The following is a 23,167-nucleotide window of genomic DNA, read 5'->3' as shown; positions in this document are numbered from 1 at the left end:
AGGATCAGCCCTCCGCCGCCCGGCCCTTCTGCGGAAAGAGTCCGCGAGGCCGTTTCTGAATGAACAGGATGATGAACACCAGCACGATGATCTTGGCAAGCACAGCACCCGCCCATGGCTCCAGCACTTGGTTGATCACCCCAAGCGACATGCCGGCCACCAGGGTGCCCCACAGGTTCCCGACGCCGCCGAACACCACCACCATAAACGAATCGATGATGTAGCTCTGGCCGAGGTTGGGGCCAACGTTGGTCAACTGGGCCAGCGCCACGCCGGCAAGCCCGGCCACCCCGGCGCCGAGGCCGAAGGTGAGAATATCCACGCGGGTCGCGCGGATGCCCATGGCCCGCGCCATGGCGCGATTCTGAGTGACCGCACGCACCTCAAGCCCCAGCCTTGTGCGGCGCATGACCAGCATCAGGCTCGCGAACACCAGCAGCGCGAAGCCGAGCACATAGAGGCGGTTGAGGGTCAGCGACAGAGCGTCGTTGATCACTAGCGAGCCGCTCATCCACTCTGGGGTGATCACCGTACGGTTGAGGGGCGAGACCAGGGTGCGCACCAGTTGCTGCAGGATCAGGCTGACACCAAAGGTGGCAAGCAACGTCTCAAGCGGGCGCCCCTTGAGAAACTGGATCACGCAGCGCTCGATGGCCACGCCCGCCAGGCCTGCGACCAGAAAGCCGGCCGGAATCGACAGGATCACGGCCAGGCCCGGCTGTCCCGGCAGCAGCTGCTGCATGCCCCAGGAGGTGTAGGCGCCGAGCATGATCAGCTCGCCGTGGGCCATGTTGATCACGCCCATGACCCCGAAGGTGATGGCCAGGCCAATTGCCGCCAGCACCAGCACCGAGCCAAGGCTCAGACCGAAATACAGGGTCTCGAAGCCGCGGTTGATCTTGAGAGTCTGCTCGATGCCGGCCAGTGCCTCCTTGGCATTGTCGGCAAGTGCAGCATCATCGCCGGCCACGGCCCCGTTGAGGGCGGCCCGCGCCTCGGGGTGAAGGCTTCCGCGCAGGACCTCGATGGCCTCGGGGTCGCCCTGCTCGAGCCGATAAATGGCCAGGGCCTCGGTCAGCCGGGTACGCACCGCCTCATCAGGCTCATCGGCACGCACCGCCTCGAGCGGAGCGACCATGGCCTCATCGACCTGACCGAGCAAGTCGTTGGCCGCGCTGAGGCGCGCATCAGGGTCCTCGACGTACAGATCGAGTACCGCCAGGGTGCTGCGCAGCTTTCCGCGTAACGCATTGTTGATGCCGATGCGGTCCAGCACACGGCGGGACATTTCGCCGAGCGGCTCACCGCTCAAGGCGTCTTCCACCGGCCAGTCCCGGCCACGATTGGCCAAGACCAACACGAACTGACCGGTCTTCTTGTTCCGTTGCAGCTTGCCGTCGTTGAGGGCTTCAAGCCAGGCACGGCTGCGTGAATCGCCACTGGAGACGATGGCTTCGATGGCGTCGCCCTTGGCGGCGTAGGACGCACTGGCAAGCGCCTCGAGCAGCGGCTTGCCGGGGTCATCCTGCTGCGCCTGTGCGCTACCCACCAGCGCAAACAGCAACGCAGACAGCAGCAGCCCCAGCGTGAGGCATCGGGTGATCCTCATGGGCATGTCCTTTGAAATCGTAATGAAACGTCACTATGAAAAGTCGCTACGAAAAATCGCGATGAAACGTCTCTTGAAACTAGCGAGGCAGGCCAGATCCGACGTCAACCGCTCGAACCTGGCCTGCGCTAGGCTTATTGCGCCTCGACGCCGCCGCCACAGCTGCCTTCAACCACGTTGTAGTTGCCGCATTCCATGGGCTTGCGCCAGTCGCTGATCAGGTCGCGTGACCCTTCGAGATAATCAGACCAGGCATCGCCTGCGACCGTGGACGGGGTTTCCCAGACCACCGAGAACTGGCCGTTGTCCTGGATCTCGCCGATCAGCACCGGCTTGGTGATGTGATGATTGGGCATCATCGCCGCGTAGCCGCCGGTCAGGTTGGGCACGGTCACACCGATGATGGCGTCCTTGACCGCATCGACGTCAGTCGTGCCTGCCTTGCGCACCGCCTCGAGCCACATGTTGAAGCCGATATAATGCGCTTCCATGGGATCGTTGGTGACGGACATTTCATCGCCGGTGTAGTCGATCCAGGCATCGATGAAGTCGTAGTTGGCATCGTTATCGACGCTCATGAAGTAGTTCCAAGCGGCCAGATGCCCCACCAGCGGCGCGGTATCGATGCCCGAAAGCTCCTGCTCGCCGACCGAGAAGGCCACCACCGGAATGTCGGCGGCATCGATGCCCTGGTTGCCGAGTTCACGATAGAACGGCACATTGGCATCGCCATTGATGGTCGAGACCACCGCCGTCTTCTTGCCCTCGCTGCCGAAGCGCTTGATGTCGGAGACGATGTTCTGCCAATCGGAATGCCCGAACGGCGTGTAGTTGATCATGATGTCCTCGTCGGCGACGCCATGGTCCTTCAGATAGGCCTCGAGGATCTTGTTGGTGGTACGCGGATAGACATAGTCGGTGCCGGCCAGCACCCAGCGCTCCACACCGACGTTGTTCATCAGGTAATTGACCGCAGGAATGGCCTGCTGGTTGGGCGCTGCACCGGTATAGAACACGTTTTCGGAGGACTCCTCGCCCTCGTACTGCACCGGATAGAACAGCAGACCGTTGAGTTCTTCGACGACCGGCAGCACCGACTTGCGGGACACCGAGGTCCAGTTGCCGAAGATCACGTCGACCTTTTCCTGCGCCAGCAGCTCACGGGCCTTCTCGGCGAACAGCGGCCAGTTGGAGGCCGGGTCCACCACCACCGGCTCGAGCTGACGTCCCAGCAGACCGCCCGCCGCGTTCTGCTGCTCGATCAGCATCAGCATGGTGTCCTTGAGGGTGGACTCACTGATCGCCATGGTGCCGGAGAGCGAGTGCAGAATGCCGACCTTGATCGGGTCTTCTTGTGCCTGTGCCGGCAGGGCCACGCCTACAGAGAGCAGGGCCGCAGCCAGCCAGCGATAGGAAGGGGTCGAAGTGTTCACATGGATCTCCTTGCTTGTGTCTTGTTTTTGAAAATTGTTATTCGGCAATATCCAGCGACGCTGCCGGCCGTTCATCGGCCGGCCCAAAACACTTCGCAAGGGTCGTGCCAACACCTCAGCAAGTCCCAATAATCATTGGGAATCATTGTGTTAGAGAACACTAAATAACCTGCCCCCTTCCCGGGTCGTCGCCCTCACCTGCTCATGTGCCCATTACGTGCCCTCTTTTGGCCATTTCGATCTTGGCCATGTGCCTTAATGGTGCAGCTGTATACATTAATGAGATACAGGGAGGTATGAGCGTCGGCATCATGCATCAATATGACCAACCCAGCATAAAAAAGGGCACCGGCCAGATGGCCGATGCCCCAAAAAGGTGATGCGTTTGCTTGATAAGACGTACGGATAAAACGTACCGGATGAAAAATACCAGCGTCAGTCCGTCTGGGACCCGCCCGCCTGCATGCGACGCCGTAGGAGAGGACCCACGACGTAGGGCAGAATCAGGCCCAGGCCAGCGACGACCCACAGGCCGATGGCGAGGCCGCTATCCCACAGCACCATCCAGTCGCCATCGGAGATCTCGAGCGCATGGCGCAGGTTCTTCTCCATTTCTGGCCCCAGCAGCAGGCCGAGAATGATCGGCACCAGCGGTATTTCCAGCTTGCGCAACACATAGCCGAAGACGCCGAAGGCCACCATGAAGTAGAGATCGAAGGTGGTGTTACTGATCGAGTAGATGCCGACGAAGGCCACCATGGTCACGATCGGCAGCAGGTACATCGGGGGGACCGAGAGCAGCTTGACGAAGATGCCGACCAGCGGAATGTTGAGCAGCAACAACAGGAAGTTGCCGATCAGCAGCGCCGCAATCACGCCCCAGACGATGTCCGCGTTCTGGGTAAACATCAGCGGGCCGGGGGTGATGTTGAGCGAAATCAGCAGCGCCAGCAGCACCGCGGTGGTGCCACTGCCAGGCACGCCAAGCGTCAGCATCGGCACCAGGGCACCGCTGGAGGCGCCGTTGTTGCCGGCTTCGGGCGCCGCCACGCCGCGCGGATCGCCTTCTCCAAAGTACCCCTTTCGGCCCAGCACGCGCTTTTCCAGGGTGTAACTGATGAAGCTGCCAAGCGATGCCCCTGCCCCCGGCAGCACCCCGGCGACAAACCCGAGCACCCCGCCACGCAGGCTGGTGGGCAGAATGTCGCGGATGTCCTTCCAGGAAAGCGACAGTTTGTTGACGGCGATCTTTTCCTTGCCACCGCCGGCTCGATCCTCGATGAAGAACATCAGCTCGGAGATCGCGAACAGGCCAACGATGGCGATGATGAAGTCGACGCCCTCGTAAAGCTCCAGCACATTGAAGGTGTAGCGCTGCGTACCGGTGGAATCGATGCCCACGGTGGCGATCATCAGGCCGATGCAGGCCGCGACCACGGTCTTCATCGGATTCTTGCCGGTGATCCCACCAAGGGTGGCGAAGGCCAGCATGAAGAGCGCGAAGTACTCCGCCGGGCCGAAGGTCAGGGCGAAGTCGGCCAGCAGCGGCGCCAGCAGGATCAGCCCCACGGTGGCCACCAGGCTGCCGATGAAGGACGCCACTGCCGAGATGGCCAGCGCCTCGGCCGCCTTGCCCTTCATGGCCATCGGGTAGCCATCCAGGCAGGTCATCATCGCCGGCTCGTCGCCGGGAATATTCAAGAGAATCGAGGAGATACGCCCGCCGTACATGGCACCGGCATAGACCGAGGTCAGCATGATCATGGCAGTTTCCGGGGCCAGCCCCAGAGTGAAGGCCAGCGGGATCAGTATCGCCACGCCATTGGCCGGGCCGAGCCCCGGTAGCGCGCCGATCAGGGTGCCCAGGAAGGCCCCCATCAGCGCGAACATCAGATTATGCGGCTGCAGCGCGACGCCGAAACCGTCGATCAGGAAGCCCAACGTTTCCATCAGGTCGCCTCCAGGAAGTCGAGCAGGCCCAGCGGCAGCGCCAGGTCGAGTGCGAAGTTAAAGATCAGGAACACCACCACGCCCGCAATGGCACCGGTCAGGTAGGCCTTGACCGGGGGCGCGCCCATGCGCCAGCAAAGCGTGCCGACTGCCAGCAGCGTGCTGGGGATGAAGCCCAGCGGCTGCAGCAGCATGGCATAGAACACCAGCACGACGACCGCGATCACCAGTTCCAGGCCGGTCCGGCTCCAGGGCCAGGCGTTGTCCGGGTCGGGGCGCACAATCATGTACAGGCTGGAAAGGGTCAGCACCACGGCGAGCAGATAGGGAAAGGTCTCGGGGCCAACAGCCTCGACCCCGCCTCCGAAGGGTTCCGGGAACTGGGTAGCGCCCCAGCCGTACGCGACGGCCAGGACGATCATCAGGACCCCGAAGATGCGGTCGTTGAAGGTCATTACTGAATCAGCCCGATATCTTTGGACAGGTCTTCGATTGACTGGATCTGAGCGTGCACGAAGTTCTCGAACTTGTCGGCACTCATGTGGAAGGGCATCAGACCATTCTGGGTCATGACCTGCTTCCACTCCTCGCTTTCATAGACAGTGTCCATGGCATCGAGCCAGTACTGCTTGGCGTCATCGGAAATGTCTGCCGGCATGTAGAAGCCGCGCCAGTTGGGGCCGATGGCGTCGATACCCTGCTCACGAGCGGTGGGAATATCGCTGAACTTGCCCGGCAGGCGTTCCTCGGACAGCACCGCCAGCACGCGCAGATCGCCGGATTCCATGAAGCCCTGTGCCTCGGTGATGTCACCGGTAAAGGCATCCACGTGGCCGCCGACCACCTGGGTCATGGCCTCACCGCCGTTGTTATACGAAAGGTAGGGAATGCGCGGCAGGTTCTCGATGCCGGCCTTCTGGGCTGCGATCAACACCTTCAGATGGTCCCAGCCGCCCTTGGCGCTGCCACCGGCGAACTTGACGCTGCGCGGGTCTTGCTTGATGGCATCCATCAATTCCTGCAGGTCGTCATATTCGGAGTCGTCGGCTACAGCGATGACGCCATAGTCGGCACCCAGCGCCCCGATCCAGTTGACCATGTCGGCATTCATGCCCGGAAACTGGCCCTGAGCCAGACGCGTGGTGGTAGCGGTAGACGCGGCCACCAGCAGCTGGTCATCACCGGCCCGCTTGCTGACGGTATGGGCGAAAGCCACACCGCCGCCGGCGCCGGCCATGTTGATGGTCTGCACGCTGCGCGGCACCAGTTCGAGATCTTCGAGCACCTTGCCGACACTGCGGCAGGTGAAGTCCCAGCCGCCGCCCGGGTCGGCCGGCGCCAGACACTCGACCTTGCCTTCCGGTTCGAAGGCCTGGGTAACGGTAGCGCTCAGGGTCAGCGCCGCTGCGGTCATCAGGGTAAGGGGGGTCTTCATCGACAGATGTTTCTGGAACATGCGTTTCATCAACATTGTTATTGGCCTCGCTGGGTCATCCGGCCCGCAACGCGGGCATGCTGGATACCGTGGATGGTGATGCGTTGGCGTGCACTTGCAGCAACTTTCCTAAAAGCAACTCCCTTAAAAGCGACTCTTGCCAAAGCGACGCTTTCAAAAGACGCCCTTACAGGTCTGTTGCATTCAGGGCTTGTCGGAAGCTGTCAGCCACCTTACAATTCTGTAAGGCAGAACATCGTTCCTTGGAATGGAAAGTTAGGCGCACCGACCTGGGGCGTCAACGCCCTAAGGCCCAAACGCGACCAAAGTTGCATGGGCGAGACCTGCATCAGCGAGGCAAAACGAGACATGGCAGAACAACGCGTCGAGGCCGTGGAACGGGCGCTCAAGATCCTCGAGGTCTTCGACGCACCGAATGAAGCGTTCACTCTGGCCGAACTGGCAGAGGCCACCGGCTTCTACAAGAGCACCCTGCTGCGCCTGCTCGCCTCTCTTGAGCGCTTTGGCTATGTCACACGAGGGGCAGACGGGCGCTTCTCGCTGGGCCCGACGCCCTTGCGGCTGGGCAGGCGCCATCGCCCCAGCCGCGGGCTGGCCGCTCGCGTCCAGCCGGTGCTGGATCAGCTCTGTCAGCAGAGCGGCGAGACCGCCGCCTTGCTCGAGATCGTCCAGGGGATGGCCAATTGCCGTCTGGTCAGCCTGCCGGACACCAGCCTGCGCCATGAGCTGCACCCCGGCGATAACTGGGCCATCGACAATGCTGACGCACCCGCCCAACCAGTGAGTGGTGGGTTCATGCTGTGCGCCGCACTGGGTGAGGCGGGTGCAGGCGCGGGCGATCTGTGGCTGTCACTGTCCGGCCCCAGCGGTCGTCTCCAGGACGCGCAGGGTGAGGCGCTGCTGGACGCCGCACGGATCAGGCTCACGTCCGCGACGAACCATCACCAAGGAGGCGCGCCATGAAGCTGTTGCTGATCGAGGACGATCCGCTGCTCGCCGAGACCCTGAGCGACGCCATGCGCCTCGAACACTTCACGGTCACCACGCTGGATGATGGCGACCAGGCACTGGCCCTGTTATCTCAGCCCGGCCACGCGGCCGACCTGGTGCTGCTCGACCTGAACCTGCCCGGCGCCAGCGGTCTTGAGGTACTGGCCGCGCTGCGACGCCACGACAGCGACACTCCGGTGCTGATCATCACCGCCAGGGGCGCTATCGAGGACCGGGTGCGCGGCCTGGACCTGGGCGCCGATGACTATCTCGCCAAGCCCTTTGCCCTCGATGAGCTGGAGGCCAGGGTCCGCGCGCTGCTGCGCCGTCGCGGCCGGCACCAGGCACTGCGGGTCGGAACGCTGAGCTTCGATCCCGAGGCTCAGCGCTTCACCCTCGACGACGCCGCGCTTGCCCTGCCCCCGCGCGAGCAGCGGCTACTGGCCTGCCTGATGCGCCATGCAGGCGCGCCGGTGGACAAGGCCCGCCTCGCCGAGGATGCCTTCGCGGGCGAGGTCATGGGCGACAATGCCATCGAGGTGTATATCCACCGCCTGCGGCAGCGCCTGAAAGACAGCGACGTGAGCCTGCGCACGGTGCGCGGCCTGGGCTACCTGCTGGAGGCGCCATGAGGCGACCGGCCAGCCTGTACCGCAGGCTGCTGACCTGGCTGTTGCTGCCGCTGCTGGGCCTGGGGGCCCTGATGCTGGTGCAGGCCTATCTGGACGCGCGCCATACGGCCGACCGTGCCTTCGACCGCCTGCTTGAAGCCGCGACCCTCGCGATCGCCGACCGCGTGCAGTGGCAAGATGACCAACTGTGGCTCGACCTGCCACCGGCCGCGCTGGAAATGCTGGCCACCGATGCCGAGGAGCGCGTCTTCTATGCGCTCTACGATGGTGATGGAAACTTCATCACCGGCAATGCCCGACTGCCTGGCGATGAGCGCCCCGATCAGGGTCAGGGCAACCGTCAAGAACCGCTTCAGGGCACTCTTCAGGACGGCGCTCGTGGCGACACCCTGCTCTATCGCGACATCGAATGGCACTCGCTTGCCTTGCGCCAGGGCACCCGCCGCAGCCGACTCGAGGACTGGAGCCTGCAGGAGCGCTTCGAGGTCCGCGTCGCCCATACACGAGAGGGCCGTGAGGCACTGACGCTCAGCCTGCTGCGCGGCAACCTGGCCTATATCGCCGCCATGGCGGCACTGGCCATCGCCGCCCTGCTGCTGGCGATTCGTTCTGCCCTCGCCCCGCTGACGCGGCTGCGCAGCGCCATCCGCAGCCGTGACCCGCGCACGCTGGCACCCCTGGAACTCCCCCTGCCCCGCGAGCTCGCCGAACTGCGCGAGACCGTCAACGACCTGTTGGCGCGAATGCGCCGGGTGCGCGCCAACCAGGAACGCTTTATCGGCGACGCCTCGCATCAGCTGCGAACGCCCCTGGCCGGGCTCTCGACTCGTGCCGAACTCGCTCTACGCCAGGATGATCCCGTTGCCTGGCGCAGCGCCCTCGAAGCCATGCAGACCACCAGCGCCAGCACCGCACGGCTCGCCGGGCAGCTGCTGTCGCTGACTCGCCTCGACAACCCGGAGGCCACGCCGGATCTTGCCCCGCTGGATCTCAATGCGCTGGCAAGGCGCGCCACCCGAGACGCCTGGGCGAGCTGCCATCGGGATGGCATCGATCTCGGCGTCGAAGCCGACGAGACGCCGCTGATGATCGACGGCGTGGCCTGGCAACTCGAGGAGGCACTGACCAACCTGATCGACAACGCCCGCCGCTACGGCGCGCAGCACATCACCGTGCGGGTCACCGATGATCCACCGACCCTGGCCGTCGAGGATGATGGTCCCGGCATCGCCAAGGATCAGCGACTGCTGGTGCTGCGCCCCTTCTACCGGGGGCGTGATGGCGGCGAAGGGTCGGGGCTGGGTCTCGCCATCGTCGATGGCATCGCCCGAGGCCACAAGGCTCGCCTGACCCTGGAGCCGACGGCCAACGACACAGGCCTGAGGGTGGCCGTCCATTTTATGGGAGATCGCGGATGAATCTGTCCGATCCATTGCCGGGGGCGGGTTCGAGACGCCTGGCCCTGACTCTGTTGAAACGTAGCCTGCTGACACTGAGCGTGCTGACACTGGGGCTGCTCGGTGCCACCCCTGTCTGGGCCGAGGAAACGCTGCGCTTCCCGGGTAACGCCACTCCCTCCCAGCCTCTCGAGCGACTGACGGTTCATGGTGCTCTGGATATTCCCCAGGTCCGACCGCTGCTCGAGGACTTTCACCAGCGCTTCCCTTTCATTTCCCTTACCTACCGCAACCTGACCACCCTGGAACTCAACCGGCGCTTCCTGGCGGCTCAGACGCCCAGCGCCGATGTGCTGATTTCCTCGGCCATGCCCTGGCAGTACCGACTCGCCAACGACGGCCATGCCCAACCGCTGACCGGCGCCCGCGCCGACGCCTGGCCAGGCTGGGCTCGCTGGCGACATGAGCTGTTTGCGGTGACCTTCGAGCCCATCGTGATGGTTTATCGGCGCGAGCTGTCCGAACGCTTCGGGGCGCCGCAAAGTCATGCCGAGCTGCTTGACCTGCTTGAACAATACGGCGAAGCACTGCGCGGACGAGTGGTGACCTATGATCCGGCCAAGAGCGGGGCGGGCTACAGCTATGCCGTCGAGGAGGCTCGACTGTCGCCCCGCTACTGGGAACTGGTAGCGGCACTGGGCGCCACCGAGGCGGTGCTTGAAGAGACCACCGGCGCGATGCTCAAGGGCCTCAAGGAGGGAAAATACTGGCTTGGTTATAACCTGCTGGGCAGCTATGCACAGAATGTGGTGGCGAGCGACCCGGCCCTCGAGATGGTGATTCCGAAGGACTATGCGCTGGTCACACAGCGACTGGCGTTGATTCCACGACGTGCGCGGCACCCGGTCACAGCGCAGCGTTTCCTCGATTACCTGATCAGCGAGCACGGCCAGCGCGTCATCGCCGAACGCACGGCGCTGGGGGCCGTCCACCCGGCGCTCAAAGGCCCGGGCACCGCCAACGCCTTGAAGGTGCGTCTTGGCGACGCCCTGCGACCCATCCGCCTGAGCCCTGCCCTGCTGGCGACGCTGGATGACCTCAAACGGCGGGCGCTGCTGGCGCGCTGGCAGCGAGAATTCCGTCGCTGGCAGGCCACACGTGAAGGGGCTGCCAACAGGGCTGCTGAAGCAGGTTCGCCGTCTTATCAGAGGGCCCTAGCCCCCGAGCCTCATGGCAATGAGGCTAGCGCAGCACGCTCAGGCGCACCTTGACCGTGCCATCTCGCATCATGCCCAGCTGACGCGCAGCCCGTTTGGAAAGGTCGATGACCCGACCGCGAACGAAGGGGCCGCGGTCGTTGATGCGTACTGTTACCTCCCGCCCATCATCGAGGCGCGTGACGCGCACCCGAGTGCCGAATGCCAGGGTGCGATGGGCAGCCGTCATGGCCTTTTGATCGAAGCGCTCTCCGCTGGCGGTGGTGCGTCCGTGATAGCGGTCCGCGTAATAGGTCGCCATGCCGACCTCGCTACTGACGACGTCAGCACCAAGACCGCCGCCTGCCGTATCATCGCGAGTCCCCTGGCCGGCACAGCCGGTCAACAGCAAGATCAGCAGCGCCAGCGCTCCATGAGAAAAAAAGCGCAGAGAACCGGCATTGCCGCGGGGCGTAGTAGGGAAGTGCATCATCAAGAGAACCCAATCGTGACAGAGGCCCACCAAGATACGGCGCCACCGACATGAATCAAACGTCGGCGGGTGGCGACAGTCAGGGACTATCTAGCCAGGGACTATTACATATACCTACGTTATCTAGTCACGCCCTCTCAGGCGCTGTCTGATGCTTTGATGGGAGTTGGGTGCTTGCCGTCTTCCCAGCCACGGCTGGCCGACTGTTCACCGTTGAACCAGGCAAGCGTCTGATGCAGGCGCACCACGCTGCCGACCACGATCAGCGTCGGTGGCTTGATAGTGTCGCCATGGAAGGCGTCAGGCAGGTGGGCGAGGCTTCCGACATGCACGCGCTGACGCGCCGTGGTGCCCTGCTCGATCAGCGCCAGCGGCGTCTCGGCGTCGAGGCCATGGGCCATCAGCGCCTCACGAATGATATCCAGGCTACCAAGTCCCATGTAGAACACCAGCGTCTGGCCAGGGTGAGCCAGCGTCTCCCAGTCCAGATCGCAGCTGCCGTTCTTGAGATGGCCGGTAACGAAACGCACCGACTGCGCATGGTCGCGGTGAGTCAGCGGAATGCCACCGTAGGCCGCACAGCCGGACGCCGCGGTGATGCCGGGAATCACCTCGAAGGCGATGCCTGCCGCCGCCAGGGTCTCGAGCTCTTCGCCGCCGCGACCGAAGATGAAGGGATCGCCCCCCTTGAGCCGCACCACTCGCTTGCCCTCGCGAGCCCAATCTACCAGCGCCTGGTTGATGCCTTCCTGAAGCAGGCTGTGCTGCGAGCGTGCCTTGCCCACGTAGAGGCGACGCGCCCGGGGATTGGCCATGGCCAGGATCTCATCGCTGACCAGACGATCATGCAGGATCACTTCCGCCGCCTGCAGCCGCTTGAGTGCTTTAAGCGTCAGCAGCTCCGGATCGCCCGGTCCCGCCCCCACCAGCGCCACCTGGCCACGGGGAAAGTCGCGTAACCGAGAAAGCGACGCGTCGCCGCCGTATTGGGCAAGCGCAGTGGGAAGCAGGTCGGAGGTCATGGCAAGCGTCTCGAATCGATGAACCGGTTTATTCCATTTTACGCAAAAAATAAAATTTCTTATAGCCAAATATAAGGTTTAGGTCGGCGAGTGGCCAGTAATCTCTACTTCGAAGCTTATAACCCTAGCTGCTACTCGCCCGCCGACCGGACCTGACAGCCGACATGGCCTCGCTCAGCTCAGCGCCTTGGCCAGCGCCTGCTCCCAGCGAGCATCGCGCTCACCGCAGACGATAAAGAAGGGATTGAGCACGCTATCCTGCTGGTTGCAGCGCAATGGCGTCAGCCTGTGCGCATTCAGCACCGCCCCGCCGGCTGCGACCACAACCGCCTGAGCCGCGGCAGTGTCCCATTCACAGGTCGGCGCCAGACGCGGGTAGAGATCAGCGGCCCCCTCGGCGACCAGGCACAGCTTCAGCGAACTGCCCATCGAGACTCGCTCGTTGGCAGGCAAGTCAGCGCAGAAGGCCTCGAATTCCGCCGCGCCATGCGAGCGGCTGCCGACCACCTTCCAGGGCTCGACCGCTGCATCCGGCAATTTGCGTACCCGGATCGACTCAATGCCAGCATCGGCCTGTTTCCAGGCGCCCTCGCCCACCTGACCCCACCAGGTGGTTCCATCCACGCCAAGCACCGGGGCATGGACGATGCCGAATACCGGCTCACCGTCCTCGATCAAGGCCACGTTGAGGGTGAACTCGCCGTTTTTCTTGATGAACTCCTTGGTGCCATCCAGCGGGTCGATCAGCCAATAGCGCGACCAGGCCTGGCGAGTGGCGAAGGGAATCTCTCCTGACTCCTCGGAAAGAACCGGCACCTCAGGGGTAACCGCCTCGAGCAGCGCTACCAGAGCATGGTGCGAGGCCATGTCGGCCTCGGTCAGCGGGCTGTCATCCTGCTTGGTCTCGACCGTGAAGTCGCGCTTATAGATGGACAGCACCTGCTGGCCAGCGGCCCGAACGCCGCTCAGCAGCTGGTTAGACTGTTCGCTTGAAAGATATCCAGACACCTTGGCTCCTTGAATGACGACTAGTGGCAGTTTAAGGATCAACGTCGCGCATTATGGCATACGCGTGTGCCTCTTCTGGCAACCCCGTGCTTTTGAACATCGCACAGGCAGATCATGACACCTCGCAAAACGACGCTGCCCCCGCACAAGGCGGGGGCAGCGCATATGACATGAGATCGATAGACCTTTCGATCTCATAGACCTCTCGATCTCATAGACCTTTCGATTTTCCAGGCCTGTGGCCCGTTTAGACCTGTCACTTCAGGGAGATCAAGCGGCCAACTGACGCTTGATTCGCGGGCTCAGGAGCTCGCCGGTCAGGGTGATGGCGACCAGCACGCCGAGCCACCAGTACCACTGGCTGCCCATGTCCAGATCCATCAAGCCAAGGCTGTCAATGAACACCAGCACGATGCCCAGCGGGCTCACATAGCGCACCATGAACAGCCACAGCGCATGCTGGGTGTTGGAGAGCCCCAGCTCGGACTTGAAGATCTCATGACGCAGCACGAAGCCGGCCAGCAGCGCCATCCCCAGGCCGCCCAGCGGCATCATGAAGCGTGAGGTCAGGTAGTCGAGCCAGTCGAAGGCATGCTTGCCGGCGATCGTCCAGTCGGACCCGACGTTGAAAGACAGCATGGCCAGGGTGCTGAGCAGCCACAGCACGATACCGGCGCCCCAGGTGGCCTTGGTGCGCGAAATACCCTTGCTCTCGTTGAGCCAGGCCACGGTAGCCTCGATCATCGAGATGGCAGAGGTCAGAGCCGCCATCGACAGCATGACGAAGAAGATCGCCATGAAGACGCTACCGAACGGCATGGCCTGGAAGGCCAGCGGCAGGCTCATGAACAGAAGACCAGGGCCAGCGGCCGGATCCATGCCGTTGGCGAAGATCACCGGGAAGATCGCCAGGCCCGCCATCAGCGCTACCAGGGTATCGGCGATCGCCACCGTGAAGGTGGTACGCGCGATGGACGCGCCATCCGGCAGGTAGGAGCCGTAGGTAAGAATGGCACCCGAGGCCAGCGACAGGGTGAAGAAGGCGTGGCCCATCGCCGCCAGCAGGCCTTCGCTGGTGAGTTTGCCGATTTCGAAAGAGAACAGGAAATCCATGCCGGCGCCGAAGCCACCGGAGAACATCGCATAGCCGATCATGATCGCCAGCATGATCACCATGCCCGGCATCATCCAGCTGACACTCTTCTCGATGCCCTGCTGCACGCCCTTGCCGACGATCGTCAGGGTGATCACGGTAACCAGGGTGCTCCAGCCGCCCAGCGCCAGCGGGTCGGCATTATTGGCCGCAAAGATCGCCGCCATGTCGCCAACCTCTGAGCCTACCAGGCCACCGGTCACCGTCTTCCACAGATAAGAGAATGACCAGCCGGCCACGACCACGTAGAACGACAGGATCATGAAGCCACACAGCATGGCCATCCAGCCCAGCAGCGACCAGAGGCTGCCGCGCCCGGATTCCCGGGCTACGCGCCGAATGGCATCAATGGGACTACCGCGTCCGCGACGGCCAAGACCGATCTCGATCATCATCACCGGGATGCCGACGGCCAGGATGCAGGCCAGGTACACCAGCACGAAGGCCCCGCCGCCGTACTCGCCGGTCATGTAGGGGAATTTCCAGATATTGCCCAAGCCCACGGCAGAGCCGGTCGCTGCCAGAATGAAGCCCCAGCGCCCCAGCCACAGGTTCTTGGGTTGTTGTCTCGCCGTCATGTCACACCTTCAGGGTTGTTGTTATACGGGATTTTAGCGTTTTTGTTCGTGCGTTGACCATGCGACCAAAAGGATGCGCTATCGATAGGCCGAAGTTCATGGCAATCCATCGCCTGTTGGCGACAACGCCAGCAGCCTGCACCAGGCATGCTGTCTCTAGCACGCCCGGTGGTTTGCCTCAGTCGTCCTTGAGCACGCCGCGGCGGATCTGGTCTTCCTCGATGGATTCGAACAGTGCCTTGAAGTTGCCCTCGCCGAAGCCATCGTTGCCCTTGCGCTGGATGATCTCGAAGAAGATCGGGCCAATTACCGTCTCGGTGAAGATCTGCAGCAGCACGCCCTGCTCCGGCGCGCCGTCCACCAGCAGGCTCAGCTCGCGCAGCTCGTCGACGTTCTCTTCATGGTTGGGTACCCGCGCATCCACCTTCTCGTAGTAGGTATCCGGCGTGGTCAGGAAGGTCACGCCGTTGGCGCGCAAGGCCCGCACGGTCGCATAGATGTCGTCGGTGGCCATCGCCAGGTGCTGGATGCCTTCGCCGTTGTACTCGCGCAGGAATTCGGCGATCTGGGAGTTGTCGTCGGCCGACTCGTTGATCGGGATGTGCATCTTGCCGCAGGGCGCGGTCATCGCCCGGGAAAAGAGCCCGGTCATCTTGCCTTCGATGTCGAAGTAGCGGACCTCGCGGAAGTTGGCGACCCGGGTATAAAAGCTGGCCCAGACATCCATCTGGCCGCGATCGACGTTATGGGTCAGGTGATCCAGCACCTTCAGGCCCACGCTGTGGTCCTGAGGGCTGCGACCGGGAATCGCCTCGAAATCGATGTCGTAGATGGTGCGGCCCTCGCCATCGAGCTGGTGGTCGACGAAATACAAAAGCGACCCGCCGATACCCTTGACCGCTGGGATGCCCACCTCGCCGGGGCCAACCGGATTCTCGGCAGGCTCGGCCCCCTCGGCCACCGCATGCTCGAAGGCCTTGCGGGCATCGGCCACCCGCCAGGCCATGGCGCAGGCGCTGGGGCCATGACGTCGGGCGAACTCGGCGGCGAAGCTGTCGGGCTCGGCGTTGAGCACGAAATTCACGCCCTCCTGCTGAAACAGAAAGACCTGCTTGGAGCGGTGTTTGCGGGTCTCGGTGAAGCCCATCTGATTGAAAAGCGCGCGCAGTGCCTCGATCCCCTCGGCGGTCGGCGCCGTGTATTCGACGAACGCGAAGCCGTCGGTACCGATCGGATTATGAGCGGAGGCACGGGGCACCGCTTGGGTATCCAGGGCCTGGGTGGTGGGGGCATTCATGGCAATCTCCTTGGCATTTCCTTGGCATTGTTGTCGTGCCCTCGCAGGAAGCGGCGAGAAGCGATCCGTGACAACTAGCCTAGGGGCCGCCGAAGTGGCGAGGAACGCCGGAAAACGGGTTTCGCATCGCCGGCTGCGAGCGATTTCGCCGCGGGGTGTCACGAAAACATGACGCCCGAGACAGCAGGCTCTGAACGTGGGCAGAGGGTGGCGAGAAAACCTGACAAGCCGTAACGATAAATTTACAACGCCCTGATCGTCCCGTTTTCTCGGACCTAACCTGCCCTCTCTGCATCACCCTCTCTGCATCGCCCTCTCTGCATCGCCCTTTCTGTAACACCTTTTCTGTAACACCCTTAACTACGACGCCCGATCTAGCGTGCCCAGGCCAAGACGGCTTGAGCTCAAGCAGGCAACATGGCGCCGGCCAGCAGGCGCCAGGCAATCACCGCCATGGTGATCCCGATTAGAGTATCGATGACGCGCCAGGCCTTGGGGTTGGCCAGTTTAGGGGCCAGCCAGCTCGCTGCCGCTACCAGACCGAAGAACCAGCCGAAGGAGGCCAACGCCGCGCCGATGAAGAAGCCACCGGGGCTCTCCTGAAGAGCGCCCACCACCCCGAGCATCACCAGGGTGTCCAGATAGACCTGCGGGTTTAAGAGCGTGACCGCCAGCGTCGCCAACAGCACCTGCCGACGCGAGGCCGGTGCTCTAGAGTCGGCACGTAGCGCATGCGAATGCCAGGCCCGCCGCAGCGATTGCCAGGCAAGGAAAGCCAGATAGGCCGCCCCGCCCCAGCGGGCCAGCAGCATCAGCAGGTGCTGCTCGGCCAGCAGCGTTCCTAACCCCAGCACCCAGTCGCAAACGCACAGATGGCCGCGACCAGCCAGACATGTTCACGACGCAGCCCCTGACTGAGGACAAAGGCATTCTGGGCGCCAATGGCGATGATCAGCCCCGCTCCCACCAGCAGCCCCTGAACGGCGGATACCCACATCTTGAGCGACTCCTAATTCTGTGTTTCGGCAATTAACGACTTGCAAAGCACCGCCAGACTAGGCTTGACTGAGTGGATAAGTGAAATTAATTGGCAGAATGGGGAATTAACCGCGCTGATGCTCGATTACAAGCTTCTCGAAGCACTGGCTGCCGTCGTCGACCAGTCCGGCTTCGAGCGGGGCGCCAGACACCTGGGGCTCACGCAATCTGCGGTCTCGCAGCGCATCAAGCTGCTTGAGGCACGGCTCGGTCAGCCGGTGCTGGTCCGCAGTCCCAAACTCTCACCGACGCCGCTGGGGCGCCGGCTGCTCAACCATGTGCTGCAGGTCGGCCTGCTCGAACATGACCTGCTGGACCAGGTGCCGGCGCTGGGCGACAGCGAGCAGCGCCTGCGGCTGGCCATCAACGCCGACAGTATCGCTACCTGGTGGCCACCGGCGGTGGGTCAGTTCTGCGAAGAGCAGCGCGTGCTGATGGACCTGGTGGTGGAAGACCAGGACGTTGCCTTGAAGCGCATGCGTGATGGTGAAGTGGCGGGCTGCATCTGCACCACGCCCCGCCCGGTCCAAGGTGCTCGCGCACACCCCCTCGGCAGCATGCGCTATCGCGCCCTCGCGAGCCCGGCCTATGTGGCAAGGCACTTCCCAGAGGGCGTCACGCATCAGCAACTGGCTACCGCGCCCGCCATCGTTTATGGACCAGACGATCGTCTGCAGCATCGCTATTTGGCCATGCGCGACTACCACGCCCCCTTTCCCCACCACCTTTGCCCCTCATCGGAAGGCTTCGTGCGTCTGGCGCTGGCGGGCATGGGCTATGGCTTGATTCCGGAACGCCAGGCGGCGCGGGAACTGTCAGAAGGATGGCTTCAGGACATTGCCCCCCACAGCCATATCGACGTGCCTCTCTACTGGCACCACTGGCGCCATGGCGGGCAGATACTGGCTGCCCTGACCGACCACCTGCTGACCATCAGTAGCCAATGGCTGGCGCCGATGCACGAGAATTCCGAACTTGGCTCTGTCTGACAGGGTTCTTGGCCACCGTCACTCCTGCCACCTTCAACCTTGGCCGCCCTCATCGTCCTGCTCGCGCTCAGCCCAGAGGCTGAAGGCGCGTCGCGGCGAAGCGGTCGAGCAGGTGATGCATGACGTAGACAGCCATCAGCGTCAATAGCACCGCAGTCGCCACTGAACTGAAGCGGTACAGCGCGTCGTAGACAAGATCCTGCCGAGGGGTCAGGTACTGACCGAAGAGAATCGCCATCGTGGTCAGCCCTCCGAAACCGGTCGCCGGCCTGCCGCCCTCCAGAATGTGGTAGCGGGCGAAGACCAGACAGCCGAGCCAAAGCCCGAAGGCGGCAAAGGGCAGCACGTTGTAGTGGCCCAGCAATCCCATCTGCACCAGAAGCCCCGCGTTGCAGCCAAGCAGGGTTCCCACTGCCCGGTGTTTGCCGACCATGCCGGCCCCCCGCCAGTTGAGTGGAAACAACACCAGAATCGAGGCCACCTGGGCCGACAGTGAATCCTTGAGATCGAAGACCTGGAAGACCAGAAACGACAGCGTCGCCACGGTCGTTGCCAGGATGATCTCATGACGCTGATTGCTGACCGGCTTGGCCGGCCGTTTGGGCGGCGTGCGAGGCGTCACGTCGGGGAAGACGACATGCATCAGCATGGCGATGGCCACCGTGATGATGGAGCCGACGATGTTGCTGGTCACGATGTCGAAGACGTCGGTCTGCGGGTAGCTCACGAAGTTCAGCTGCACCGACAGGCTGACGACGCACTGGGCGCCGAACAGAAACAGGTGGCCCTGGGTCATGCAACGAAACAGCCAGGCGTAGATGCCCATGACCAGCAGCGTCATCGGCACCAGTTTGTCACCAAAGCCCCCCGCCACGACTAGCGTGATGACGCTGACCACCAGCATGCTGGCCAGGAACTGGCGGATCACGTGAGCCGTGAGCACCGGCACCAGCCCCAGCAGCAGCACCGGGTAAACGGCAAAGAAAGTGCCGTAATTCCAGTTCATCAATTTGCAGATCAGAAACCCCAGCAGCACACCACAGGCGATGCGCAGGATCTGGCGCAGATCATTCCGACTCAGCCGCGAAGACGAAGCGTCAGCGTTCAGGGAACGGGAGGCCGGAGAGCCATGACCACTCATGAACGACCTCAATAGATGAAGTGAATCAGACTGACCAGGCGAGCCTGGAGGGCACCCAGCCAAGCTGCCAACCCGCCGACCGGATGTAGCTGCACCGAGGCGCGAGCGCCGGTTGGCAGCCTCGCCAACACATCGGGGGCGTCCTCAAGTTCAAGATGCAGCCGCTGACGCTGTGCATCACGCACCCAGCGGTCGGAACTCTTGGGGTCGGCCAGGCTGCCATCCGCCTGCAGCTGGCCATCCTTGACGCCAGCATCTCGCCCCACCACTCGAGCATCGAAAACGCGCCCAGGATACGCATCGAAGATCACACTGGCTGCATCGCCTTGGTGCACCGAGCGCAGCGTCTTTTCGCGAAAGTCGGCAATGACATCCGCCTCGTCGCTGACCAGCGCCAGCATCGGGCTGCCGGCGTTGGCGTAGTCACCGGCACTGACCTGAAGATTGGAGACCGTGCCGCTGATCTCTGCCTGAACGCTCGCGTACCTGAGATCGAGACGCGCCTTGGCCAGCGTGTTATGCGCCTGACGAAGGCGCAGATTATCGTCGTCTGGCCCGCCACGCTCGGCCTGCAGAGCATCGATCTCTGCCTGTGCGGCCTGCACCTGCGCCCGGGCCGCCTGGTCGTTGGCGCGGGTCTGGTCGTAGTCCTGCCGGGAGATACTGTGCTGAGCGATCAGTCGCTCGGCGCGCATCATTTCCTGTCGCAGCTCGTCGGCATCGGCGCGATTGGCAGCGAGCGTCGCCTTAGCTGCCGCAATCGACGCATCGAGCTGCGCGTTTTCGCGCTGAGCCTCTTCGAGCGCCAACTCTGCATCCTCCACCGCCAGCCGGTAAGGCCTGCGATCGAGAGTAAACAGTGGCTCACCGGCGTCGACATGTTGATTGTTGGCAGCACTCACCGTGGCGACCCGGCCACTGACCTCGGGAGCGACTCGCACCACCGGATGCATGACGCGCGCCTGGGGAGTCATTGGCATCCATAGATCGGCCGCCAGGAAATAGAGGAAACACACGGCAAATACGATCAGTGCGAACCGCACCAGGCGGGCAAAATGTTGATCCGGCGTCATCACGAGCGCTCCTTGGGCTCATGCGGCCGGATCAGCTGGCGAGCATTGACCTCGATCATGCCGAGGCTGTCGGTTATAGCGTTCAGACGCTCGTCGCTGAGGCCCCGATAAAGATGCTGGCGAACCGACTCGATACGTGACTCGAGTTCCCTAAGGCAGTCAATGCCGGCCGGCGTAAACCACAGGCTGCGTGCACGACGATCACCGGCCACACCGCGCCGCTCAATTAATTGCTGGGCTTCCAGTTGGCTCACGGTGCGGGAAAGAGACGGCATTTCGATGCCCAGATCGGCCGCCAAGGCCCCCTGCGTGCAGCCCTCTCCTAGCTTCGAGAGGTGAACCATGACGGTCCAGCGTGCCTCGGTGATCCCCAGCGGCTTGACCGCTGTGGTAATGGCCATGCGCCATTTACGATGAACGCGTCCCAGCATTCCACCAAGCGATGGCATTAGCGGCTCATGCAGGGTGGCGGGAGAACAATCGTGAGGATGAGATGTCGACATGGCAGCGGACTCCTGAGCATCAGTACCGCCGCCATAGCGGTGGCACCAAGCGAATTAGCAGGAAAAACATCCGGCTACTGTATCAAAAGTTAGCGTGCGAATAAAATAGTTCGCACGCTTAGTCTAATCCGCCATTCCTACCGGCATCGCCGCAAGATGCCCACTGAGGGAGGCATCTTAGAACATGACGTACTAGGTCTAACCGCACCCCGCCCCCATGTCGTCATCGTGATATGCAGTTCTCACACCCAGGGATAGGTATAGTTATCGCCTCTCACATGCGGATCTTAGCCCCTCAAGCCTATGCCGCCTGCATGAACCGGGCTTTCCTGAAGAGTCATCAACATGCCGATTCGAGACATCAACATGCCGATTCGAGACATGCCAAGACGTCAGCGCCAATGATCAGGCCTGGTCCTCTCCCTGGCGCTGAGCGGCCAGTAGGGTCTCGACACTGCTCACCTTGTCCTGCATGTGCTGCTCGCGGTCGGTGCGTGTCCCAAGCTTAAGGGTCGTGGTAATGCGAGGCGCACCCAGCTCATGAACCACTTCGTGACAGCGTTTGATCACCGCCATGACCTCATCCCAGCCGCCTTCTATGTTGGTGCCATAGGCATGCATGCTGTGCTCTAGCCCGGCGGCCTCGATTTCTCGCTGGCAGGCCGCGATATAGGGTGACACCGACACACCGACACCCAGTGGTACCACGCAAAGATCAACGATCACGCGCATGGCGATTCTCCTTGTCATAATGAGGGTATTGATTTTAAAACCGGTTTTCCGGCCACGTTAAACGAAGGGATTAGGCTTACCGGCAGCTTATTGGCTATGTTTGATACACAAGTTAGATAAACCGGTTGGATGAACAAAGGGTAGTAAAGGATCCGGGACAGCAACTTGGCAGGCCCATCCGCATTACCTCTTGTCTGACGGATCAGGAGACAGCCATGACCAGCGACCCGCGCATCGGAGCCATCGCCTTACCCGATACACGTGCCCGACGGATCGTCCAGCAACTCTTGGAGGGTTCAGGAGTGGCCCTGAATGGTTCGGCCCCCTGGGACATGCAGGTCCTGCATCCAGATATTTTCTCGCGCATGCTCCACCAGGGCACCCTGGGGCTCGGAGAAGCTTATATGGAGGGCTGGTGGGAATGCGACCGGATCGACGAGATGATCCATCGCATGTTGCGCCATGGCCTAGGTGAACGCGCCCACACACCTACCGAACGCATGCTGTACCGCCTGCAGAACGGTCTCTTCAACCTGCAGAGCAAGGCGCGAGCCTATATTGTCGGCGAGGCCCATTACGATCTGGGCAATGACCTTTTCGAGCGCATGCTCGATCCGACTCTCTGCTATTCCTGTGCCTACTGGAAGGAAGCCGAAACGCTTCATCAAGCCCAGGTCGCCAAACTGGATCTGGCCGCTCGCAAGTTGAATCTCGCCCCGGGCATGAAAGTTCTCGACATCGGCTGCGGCTGGGGCAGTTTCGCCGAACATGCGGCTCGCCATTATGGGGTGGAAGTTACCGGTATCACCATCTCCAAGGAGCAGGCCGAACTGGCACGCCACCGCTGCCAAGACCTGCCAGTCACGATCCACCTGCAGGACTACCGCGAGCTCGAAGGACAGTACGATCGAATCGTTTCGATCGGCATGTTCGAGCATGTTGGGCATCGCAACTATCGGACCTACTTCGACACGGTCGCTCGCTTGCTGACCCCGGACGGACTCTTTCTGTTACACACCATCGGTTCCAACAATTCAGAGATTAGCGCCGACCCGTGGATCCATAAGTACATCTTCCCCAACGGCGTACTGCCTTCCGCCATGCATATCTCCCGCGCCAGCGAGAGCTATCTGCTGATGGAGGACTGGCAGAACTTCGGTGCCGACTACGACCGAACCCTGATGGCATGGCTCGAGAACTTCACCGCACGCTGGCCGGAAATAGCCGATCGTTACAACGACACCACTCGACGCATGTTCCGCTACTACCTCTCTGCCTGTGCCGGTGCCTTCCGAGCCCGGGACCTTCAGCTCTGGCAAATAGTGTTTTCCATGGGATGTGAGGGCCGCTATGACGCCGCACGTTGAGCCCCACCTAGCTCCACTTAAGCCTTAAGCCCATGCGGGCAAAGCCTATCAGGCCGCCATGGCCTGCTTGCCCGCGGCTCCTTCCACGTTCTGAGCCTTAGGTTCAATCG

Annotated in this window: 22 protein-coding genes; 6 read left to right on the top strand and 16 right to left on the bottom strand. The window is 62.5% G+C overall.

Going from position 1 to position 23,167, the window contains the following annotated elements:
- Nucleotides 1-4: 4 nt before the first annotated feature.
- The 5 genes from urtB to Q2K57_RS13565 all read right to left on the bottom strand — a co-directional run bounded on the left by urtB (nucleotide 5) and on the right by Q2K57_RS13565 (nucleotide 6,427).
- Nucleotides 5-1,609, bottom strand: coding sequence for an urea ABC transporter permease subunit UrtB (urtB, locus tag Q2K57_RS13585; protein ID WP_304525390.1), 1,605 nt, complete (start codon nucleotides 1,607-1,609; stop codon nucleotides 5-7).
- Between the two features lie 134 nt (nucleotides 1,610-1,743).
- A complete protein-coding gene (gene urtA, locus Q2K57_RS13580; RefSeq protein ID WP_181462999.1) occupies nucleotides 1,744-3,042 on the bottom strand; it encodes an urea ABC transporter substrate-binding protein in 1,299 nt (432 codons plus the stop codon).
- Nucleotides 3,043-3,477: 435 nt separating this feature from the next.
- Entirely contained in the window at nucleotides 3,478-4,992 is a 1,515-nt protein-coding gene (locus Q2K57_RS13575; protein ID WP_112053185.1) for a tripartite tricarboxylate transporter permease, read from the bottom strand.
- Nucleotides 4,992-5,447 (bottom strand): tripartite tricarboxylate transporter TctB family protein, encoded by a 456-nt coding sequence (locus Q2K57_RS13570; protein ID WP_304525389.1) that lies wholly within the window; start codon nucleotides 5,445-5,447, stop codon nucleotides 4,992-4,994. Before Q2K57_RS13570 ends, Q2K57_RS13575 begins: the two co-directional genes overlap by 1 nt.
- The gene (locus Q2K57_RS13565) at nucleotides 5,447-6,427 is read right to left on the bottom strand and encodes a tripartite tricarboxylate transporter substrate binding protein (protein WP_304526705.1); all 981 of its coding nucleotides are present in this window, start codon (nucleotides 6,425-6,427) and stop codon (nucleotides 5,447-5,449) included. Before Q2K57_RS13565 ends, Q2K57_RS13570 begins: the two co-directional genes overlap by 1 nt.
- Nucleotides 6,428-6,796: 369 nt before the next feature.
- Between Q2K57_RS13565 and Q2K57_RS13560 the strand changes: the two genes are divergently transcribed.
- Genes Q2K57_RS13560 through Q2K57_RS13545 form a run of 4 tightly spaced genes read left to right on the top strand, consistent with a single transcriptional unit; the run spans nucleotide 6,797 to nucleotide 10,738 of the window.
- Nucleotides 6,797-7,411, top strand: a complete 615-nt coding sequence (locus Q2K57_RS13560) for a helix-turn-helix domain-containing protein (RefSeq protein ID WP_112053581.1) — start codon at nucleotides 6,797-6,799, stop codon at nucleotides 7,409-7,411.
- The gene (locus Q2K57_RS13555) at nucleotides 7,408-8,070 is read left to right on the top strand and encodes a response regulator transcription factor (RefSeq protein WP_304525388.1); all 663 of its coding nucleotides are present in this window, start codon (nucleotides 7,408-7,410) and stop codon (nucleotides 8,068-8,070) included. Before Q2K57_RS13560 ends, Q2K57_RS13555 begins: the two co-directional genes overlap by 4 nt.
- Entirely contained in the window at nucleotides 8,067-9,488 is a 1,422-nt protein-coding gene (locus Q2K57_RS13550; RefSeq protein WP_112053188.1) for a sensor histidine kinase, read from the top strand. The genes Q2K57_RS13555 and Q2K57_RS13550 overlap by 4 nt, the downstream gene beginning before the upstream one ends.
- Nucleotides 9,485-10,738 carry an ABC transporter substrate-binding protein gene (locus Q2K57_RS13545; protein ID WP_304525387.1) on the top strand — a complete coding sequence of 418 codons (1,254 nt, stop codon included), beginning with the start codon at nucleotides 9,485-9,487 and terminating at the stop codon, nucleotides 10,736-10,738. Before Q2K57_RS13550 ends, Q2K57_RS13545 begins: the two co-directional genes overlap by 4 nt.
- Here the strand turns inward: Q2K57_RS13545 and Q2K57_RS13540 are convergent.
- From Q2K57_RS13540 to Q2K57_RS13510, 7 genes are all read right to left on the bottom strand, one after another.
- Nucleotides 10,710-11,156 (bottom strand): septal ring lytic transglycosylase RlpA family protein, encoded by a 447-nt coding sequence (locus tag Q2K57_RS13540; protein ID WP_369700267.1) that lies wholly within the window; start codon nucleotides 11,154-11,156, stop codon nucleotides 10,710-10,712. The two genes, Q2K57_RS13545 and Q2K57_RS13540, sit on opposite strands and share 29 nt — an antisense overlap.
- A gap of 137 nt (nucleotides 11,157-11,293) precedes the next feature.
- Entirely contained in the window at nucleotides 11,294-12,178 is an 885-nt protein-coding gene (gene cobA / locus Q2K57_RS13535; RefSeq protein ID WP_304525386.1) for a uroporphyrinogen-III C-methyltransferase, read from the bottom strand.
- A gap of 174 nt (nucleotides 12,179-12,352) precedes the next feature.
- The gene (gene cysQ, locus Q2K57_RS13530; protein WP_112053191.1) at nucleotides 12,353-13,186 is read right to left on the bottom strand and encodes a 3'(2'),5'-bisphosphate nucleotidase CysQ; all 834 of its coding nucleotides are present in this window, start codon (nucleotides 13,184-13,186) and stop codon (nucleotides 12,353-12,355) included.
- Nucleotides 13,187-13,456: 270 nt separating this feature from the next.
- Nucleotides 13,457-14,917 (bottom strand): sodium-dependent transporter, encoded by a 1,461-nt coding sequence (locus Q2K57_RS13525; RefSeq protein ID WP_304525385.1) that lies wholly within the window; start codon nucleotides 14,915-14,917, stop codon nucleotides 13,457-13,459.
- A 178-nt stretch (nucleotides 14,918-15,095) separates the two neighbouring features.
- Nucleotides 15,096-16,214 (bottom strand): 4-hydroxyphenylpyruvate dioxygenase, encoded by a 1,119-nt coding sequence (gene hppD, locus Q2K57_RS13520; RefSeq protein WP_304525384.1) that lies wholly within the window; start codon nucleotides 16,212-16,214, stop codon nucleotides 15,096-15,098.
- Between the two features lie 404 nt (nucleotides 16,215-16,618).
- Nucleotides 16,619-17,068: a LysE/ArgO family amino acid transporter gene (locus Q2K57_RS13515; RefSeq protein WP_304525383.1), complete on the bottom strand. Its 450-nt coding sequence runs from the start codon at nucleotides 17,066-17,068 to the stop codon at nucleotides 16,619-16,621.
- Nucleotides 17,056-17,211: a hypothetical protein gene (locus Q2K57_RS13510; protein ID WP_304525382.1), complete on the bottom strand. Its 156-nt coding sequence runs from the start codon at nucleotides 17,209-17,211 to the stop codon at nucleotides 17,056-17,058. Before Q2K57_RS13510 ends, Q2K57_RS13515 begins: the two co-directional genes overlap by 13 nt.
- A 118-nt stretch (nucleotides 17,212-17,329) precedes the next feature.
- On the opposite strand from Q2K57_RS13510, the gene Q2K57_RS13505 reads away from it, so the two are divergent.
- Nucleotides 17,330-18,241, top strand: a complete 912-nt coding sequence (locus tag Q2K57_RS13505) for a LysR family transcriptional regulator ArgP (RefSeq protein ID WP_112053195.1) — start codon at nucleotides 17,330-17,332, stop codon at nucleotides 18,239-18,241.
- Between the two features lie 67 nt (nucleotides 18,242-18,308).
- Here the strand turns inward: Q2K57_RS13505 and Q2K57_RS13500 are convergent, their stop codons facing one another.
- From Q2K57_RS13500 to Q2K57_RS13485, 4 genes are all read right to left on the bottom strand, one after another.
- Nucleotides 18,309-19,382: a DUF2955 domain-containing protein gene (locus Q2K57_RS13500; protein WP_304525381.1), complete on the bottom strand. Its 1,074-nt coding sequence runs from the start codon at nucleotides 19,380-19,382 to the stop codon at nucleotides 18,309-18,311.
- Between the two features lie 8 nt (nucleotides 19,383-19,390).
- Nucleotides 19,391-20,455, bottom strand: a complete 1,065-nt coding sequence (locus Q2K57_RS13495; RefSeq protein ID WP_304525380.1) for an HlyD family secretion protein — start codon at nucleotides 20,453-20,455, stop codon at nucleotides 19,391-19,393.
- Complete coding sequence (locus Q2K57_RS13490) at nucleotides 20,455-20,856, bottom strand: MarR family transcriptional regulator (protein ID WP_304525379.1); 402 nt, start codon at nucleotides 20,854-20,856, stop codon at nucleotides 20,455-20,457. Before Q2K57_RS13490 ends, Q2K57_RS13495 begins: the two co-directional genes overlap by 1 nt.
- A 507-nt stretch (nucleotides 20,857-21,363) precedes the next feature.
- Entirely contained in the window at nucleotides 21,364-21,690 is a 327-nt protein-coding gene (locus Q2K57_RS13485; RefSeq protein ID WP_112053199.1) for an MTH1187 family thiamine-binding protein, read from the bottom strand.
- 215 nt (nucleotides 21,691-21,905) lie between these two features.
- On the opposite strand from Q2K57_RS13485, the gene cfa reads away from it, so the two are divergent.
- A complete protein-coding gene (gene cfa / locus Q2K57_RS13480) occupies nucleotides 21,906-23,057 on the top strand; it encodes a cyclopropane fatty acyl phospholipid synthase (protein WP_304525378.1) in 1,152 nt (383 codons plus the stop codon).
- Nucleotides 23,058-23,167: the final 110 nt, after the last annotated feature.

Source organism: Halomonas sp. I5-271120, assembly GCF_030553075.1.
Classification (GTDB): Bacteria; Pseudomonadota; Gammaproteobacteria; order Pseudomonadales; family Halomonadaceae; genus Onishia; species Onishia taeanensis_A.
The sequence above is the reverse complement of the archived record's forward strand: the minus strand, read 5'-3'. Positions and strand labels throughout refer to the sequence as shown.